Source organism: Flavobacterium sp. (genome assembly GCF_044341265.1).
GTDB lineage: Bacteria > Bacteroidota > Bacteroidia > Flavobacteriales > Flavobacteriaceae > Flavobacterium.
Genome location: NZ_JBIISA010000059.1, coordinates 1 through 5,412, shown reverse-complemented (window position 1 = coordinate 5,412; position 5,412 = coordinate 1). Strand labels below are relative to the sequence as shown.

Genomic DNA, 5,412 nt, shown 5'->3' with positions numbered 1-5,412 from the left:
TAATAACAATTTTGAACTTGATTTGCGTTATATTGTAGTAGATTTAATAATTGTGATAATTCAACTTTTTTTAATAAAAAATAACCTTAAAAATTATATGAAGTCTAAACTTCATCACTCGTAAAAGTCACAAAACTTCTCTTTTTAAAAGGTCTAACGATTAGTCTTCCTTCTCTATCAAAACGAACGTAGTTGTAAACCCAATTTAAGAAAACTACGGCTTTATTTTTGAATCCGATTAGTGAAAATAAATGTACAAACATCCAAACGAACCATGCAAAAAGTCCGTTGAAATGGTATTTTGGTAAATCAACAACAGCAAGATTTCTTCCTATAGTTGCCATTGAACCTTTATCGTTGTATTCGAATGGTTTCATTGGTTTATTAGCTAATAATTTCACTAAATTTTCTCCTAATAAATCGCCTTGTTGTAATGCTGGTTGTGCCATCATTGGATGACCTTGCGGATATTTTTCGCTTTCCATTGAGGCGATGTCACCAATGGCAAAAATATTATTGTAACCTACTACTTGATTGAATTGGTTTACTCGAATGCGTTCCACACGTTCTACAAGAGATTTTGAATCCAATCCGTGAATGGCAGCACCTTGAACACCTGCCGTCCAAATAACGGTTGCTGTTTCAAAAGTTAATGCGGAGTTGGTTGTGATGGTTCTTCCGTCGTAATTGGTTACACGAACATTTTTGTGCACAATTACTCCTAAATCAACCAAGAATTTTTCGGCTGCAGCAGATGATTTTTCAGACATCGTGTTTAAAACTCGGTCTCCACTTTGAATAAGGTTGATTTCCATTTTAGAAATATCTAAATCGGGATAATCTTTTTGTAGAATAGCTCTTTTCATTTCCGCAAGTGCGCCTGCAAGCTCTACGCCTGTTGGTCCTGCGCCTACTAAAACGAAATTTATTAGGGCATTTTTATCGGCTTCATTTGTTGTAAGAACAGCTTGCTCAAAATTTTCTAGAATCAAACTACGGATGTTCAATGATTGCGGAATGGTTTTCATTGACATCGAATTGCGTTCGATTTCTTTATTACCAAAATAATTGGTTTTGGAACCGGTTGCAATAACTAAATAATCATAATTCAGATCACCTATTTCTGAAATCACTTTTTGATTTTGAGTATCGATTTCTTTTACAGAAGTTAGTCTAAAATAGAAATCTTTGTATTCCTGAATTACTTTTCGAATTGGATAAGCTATAGAACCTGCTTCTAATCCGCCGGTTGCTACTTGATATAAAAGTGGTTGAAAAGTATGGTAATTATGTTTGTCGAGTAAAACCACTTGTAGGTTTTTGTTTCTTAGTTTTTTAGCTATTGATAGACCTGCAAATCCGCCACCGATGATGACTACACGTTTTTTATCTGAATGTGGAATGTTCATTGTAAAGTGAATTTTTCTAATATACAAATTTGGTGCTTTTTACACGAATTTCACGAATTTACACAAATTATTTTGTTTGGAAATTACACGAATTTTGATTTTTTGAAAATAGTGTTTTGTAAATCTGATTTTAGGTAAGACGATTACTAATTAGCCCTGATTGCAATGGAAATCCTTTTTTAACTCCGACAGAGTTTCGAACTCTGTCGGAGTTGAAAAAGATTGGAATGGAAAGCAGGAATAGGGTTTATAGAAATGCGCAAGCGATTCGCTCCTTACCCTTCGACAAGCTCAGGATGACAAAGTTGAATTATATTTTTTGTATCTTGTAACAAAATCTAGTAAAGGTTTACTAACGTATATATGAGCGAGAATTTGGAACAAACGTTTGTGCAGCAATTGCGTGAAAATCAGAATATAATCCACAAGATTTGTAGGTTGTATACGTCTGATGGTGATGCGCATAAGGATTTGTTTCAGGAGATTACGATACAATTATGGAAGGCTTTTCCGAAGTTTCGTGGTGATGCCAAATTTTCGACTTGGGCGTATCGAGTCGCTCTAAATACTGCCATTACTTTGTATCGAAAGAGTACGCGAAGTGTTTCTACAGTGGAGTATGAAAAGCATAGTTTTTTTATTAGTCAAGACGAATATAATAGCGAGGAAGAAGAGCAGATAAAGTTGATGTATCAAGCTGTGCATCAATTGAATGATATTGAGAAGGCGTTGGTTTTCATGTATCTGGAAGATAAAGATTACACAGAAATTGCCGAAACATTGGGTATTAGTGAGGTTAATGCAAGAGTTAAAATGAATAGAATTAAAGGGAAATTGAAAAAAATATTAAATCCGTAAGGTTATGATGGAAGAGTTGGATTTATTAAAAAAAGACTGGAAAAAGAACGAAAATTCTTTTGAACAGGTATCGGAAGTGGATATTTATAAAATGTTACATAAGAAGTCGTCTTCAATTGTGAAATGGATTTTTTATATTAGTTTGATAGAATTATTACTTGGAATTGTAATAAATATAGTTTTATCGTTTACTAAATATGATACTCAGAGTATTGATTTGTATAAAAAATGGGGTGTTTATGAATTTTATATTGTAATCACAGTTCTCTTATATGCAGTGGTTTTGTATTTTATTTATAAGTTTTATCTAAATTATAAAAAAATATGTGTGATTGATAACACCAAACACTTATTGACAACTATATTGAATACAAGAAAAGTTGTAAAACATTATGTGATTTTTAATTTAACTTCATTTGCCGTAATTTTTGTAACCATTTTTAGCGTAGGATTCTATCATATTTACATTGATACCATGCTGAAAAAAGGCATTGAACATCCAGAAATTTCTTTTAAAGTAGTTGCAATAAGTTTATTGATAATAATTATAATCACTTCTGTATTTACATTCCTATTCTGGTTGTTCTACAAAGTATTGTATGGAATATTGTTAAAAAGATTATTTAGAAACTATAACGAATTAAAGAAAATTGATTTATAAAAAAAAGTCTCGTTAATAGCGAGACTTTTTTATTAATATTCCCACTGACGTAGGCGATTTAGTTTTTCTTGTTCTTCAATTTCTTCTAAAGGAATTACTTTAAGAAAAGATGCATGTTGTTCAATTGCATACTCAACTTTTTCAACAATTTGCTCGATGGTTTCATTTTCGTAGTCAATCTCGAGCGGTTCTTTTATAGTAAATGATTGAAGGATATTTTTCTTTTTAAGTCGTAATCCTTTCTTATCAAAAGAACGTCGAAAACCGTCGATAACTATTGGAACGACAATTGGTTTGTGTTGCTTGATTATATGCGCTGTACCTTTTCTAACAGGTTTGAAAGACTTTGTAGTTCCTTGCGGAAAGGTAATCACCCAACCATCGGCAAGAGCAATTTTAATATTTTCCGTGTCGTTAGGGTTTACTTCACGTTTCTCAGTAACGTCTTTTCCTCCAGCTCTCCAGGTTCTTTCGACGGTTATTGCTCCTACGTAAGCCATAATTCTAGGAAGTAATCCTGATTTCATAGTTTCGCTCGCTGCAACATAATAAACATTCATTTTTGGTTGCCACAAATATCCCACATTTTTGATATTATCTTCTCTTCCAGAAAGGCTTGCATTAAACACATGAAACATAGCAACAACATCGGCAAAATACGTCTGATGATTGGATATAAAAAGCACGTTTTTATCTGGTAAACTTCTAATAATTTCAGATCCTTCTATTTGTAATTCGTTAAATCCACGATAACGTCTATGAGTTATCACGCCGAAAATTCGGATAAGCCATTTCTTAATAAAAAGTATATGTCCAAAAGGATTTCGTTTAAATAATCCCATAATATTTTGTAGAAAATTGAAAGACAAACATACAAAAATTAAAATTTATAGAACCATTTTCAATACATCTTTTAACTCACTCAACATCATTGCAGTTGCTCCCCAAACGGTATGCTCCTCAATTTGAAAAACTGGAACTTCAATCAATTTAGAATAGGAAGTTTCTAAATTTTTAATACTCATAATGGTATCATCTAAAAGTGCAGATAAAGGTAATTCGATAATTCCTGCAACTTCCTCTTCTTGAAGTTTAAATGTTAATTCTGTTTGAGATACTCCTAAAAAAGGAAACACCAAAAAGTTACTTGGCGGAATATAAATAGAGGAGAAATCTCTAATAACATCAATATCATTTGGATGAATACCTATTTCCTCATGAGTTTCTCGTAAAGCAGTTTGTTTTAAGTCAAAATCAATCTCTTCAACCTTACCACCCGGAAAAGCAATCTGCGAAGAATGGACTCCTGGATATGAATTTCTTACAATTAATACTAGATGCGTAACTTCATTTTTAGGATAAAACAACATCATTACAGCAGCTTTTCTTACCGAGCTAGGATCATAACTATTTTCTTCCATCATTTTAACTCTTTCCAATGGCGCCATTTTAACATGTGAAGAAATAGAAGGTAATTCTACATTCAAAACATTTGTGACAGCATTAAAAAACAAGTCGAAATTCATAGTTATTAGTTCTAATTATTTATAAATTTACCAAAAAAAACACAACAAACCCAAAAAATAAAATTCTAGATGTATAGTAAAGAAGAAAGTTTAAAAATTAAAAAAGAATTTTGGGTACAATTTGCAGAAACATATCCCAGAAAATGGCTTTTATATGATACAAAGATAAAAGATGTAACTTTCAAATTTTATGTTGATAATAAAAAAGCACAAGTTTTACTAGATATCGAACCAAAAGAAGAAGAAAAAAGGAAAATATATTTTGAAAAAATTGAATCTCTCAAAACTATTTTACTAGAAGAATATTTACCAGATGCAATTCTTGAACGAAACCATTATTTAGAAAATGGTAAAATAATAAGTAGAATATGGATTGAAAAACTAAATGTCAGTCTAAATAACAAGAACACTTGGAATGAAATATTTGACTTTTTTAGTGAAACAATGACACAATTCGAAATATTCTTTTTTGAATACGAAGATTATATAAAAGACTTAGAAACCAATACATAGTGTAATTTTTTATGGCGTGCCCCAAGGGTCGTGCTATTCGCTATATCTTTTCTTTTTTAAGAAAAAAAGAAAAGGATGCCGCTACTATCACTCACGCAACCACTTATAAAAACACCATTTTCAATAAATAAACTTATAAACGATCCACTTTGGGTAGGGTTTTCAAAAAGATAACGACATTTCATTATTGTAGTGCACTATTATTTACGCGATAAATAGTAGACTTGAGTAGTAATACATCATTTCAAATAGTTTTTATTCAATTTTTTTAAAATGATATAAAACAAAAAACCCTATCCTTTATGGATAGGGTTTTCTAAAAAGAAGGCGGCGACATACTCTCCCACAGTTATGCAGTACCATCTGCGCAATCGGGCTTAACTTCTCTGTTCGGAATGGGAAGAGGTGAGCCCCGACGCAATAACCACCTTAAGAGGTTTTGCAA

Annotated in this window: 6 protein-coding genes and 1 rRNA gene; 3 read left to right on the top strand and 4 right to left on the bottom strand. The window is 31.8% G+C overall.

Annotation, left to right across the window (positions count from 1 at the left end):
- Nucleotides 1-104 precede the first annotated feature (104 nt).
- A complete protein-coding gene (locus tag ACIQ06_RS15850; RefSeq protein ID WP_396147899.1) occupies nt 105-1,409 on the bottom strand; it encodes an NAD(P)/FAD-dependent oxidoreductase in 1,305 nt (434 codons plus the stop codon).
- Between the two features lie 363 nt (nt 1,410-1,772).
- Between ACIQ06_RS15850 and ACIQ06_RS15845 the strand changes: the two genes are divergently transcribed.
- Nucleotides 1,773-2,267, top strand: coding sequence for a sigma-70 family RNA polymerase sigma factor (locus ACIQ06_RS15845; protein ID WP_344817378.1), 495 nt, complete (start codon nt 1,773-1,775; stop codon nt 2,265-2,267).
- Between the two features lie 4 nt (nt 2,268-2,271).
- Nucleotides 2,272-2,928, top strand: coding sequence for a hypothetical protein (locus tag ACIQ06_RS15840; protein WP_396147897.1), 657 nt, complete (start codon nt 2,272-2,274; stop codon nt 2,926-2,928).
- Nucleotides 2,929-2,960: 32 nt separating this feature from the next.
- On the opposite strand, the gene ACIQ06_RS15835 is transcribed toward ACIQ06_RS15840, so the two are convergent.
- A complete protein-coding gene (locus tag ACIQ06_RS15835; RefSeq protein ID WP_396147896.1) occupies nt 2,961-3,770 on the bottom strand; it encodes a lysophospholipid acyltransferase family protein in 810 nt (269 codons plus the stop codon).
- Between the two features lie 45 nt (nt 3,771-3,815).
- Nucleotides 3,816-4,454: an NUDIX hydrolase gene (locus tag ACIQ06_RS15830; RefSeq protein WP_396147895.1), complete on the bottom strand. Its 639-nt coding sequence runs from the start codon at nt 4,452-4,454 to the stop codon at nt 3,816-3,818.
- A gap of 69 nt (nt 4,455-4,523) precedes the next feature.
- Between ACIQ06_RS15830 and ACIQ06_RS15825 the strand changes: the two genes are divergently transcribed.
- A complete protein-coding gene (locus tag ACIQ06_RS15825) occupies nt 4,524-4,967 on the top strand; it encodes a DUF4268 domain-containing protein (protein ID WP_396147894.1) in 444 nt (147 codons plus the stop codon).
- 322 nt (nt 4,968-5,289) lie between these two features.
- Here ACIQ06_RS15825 and rrf read toward each other — a convergent pair.
- Nucleotides 5,290-5,399, bottom strand: a 5S ribosomal RNA gene (gene rrf / locus ACIQ06_RS15820).
- Nucleotides 5,400-5,412 lie beyond the last annotated feature (13 nt).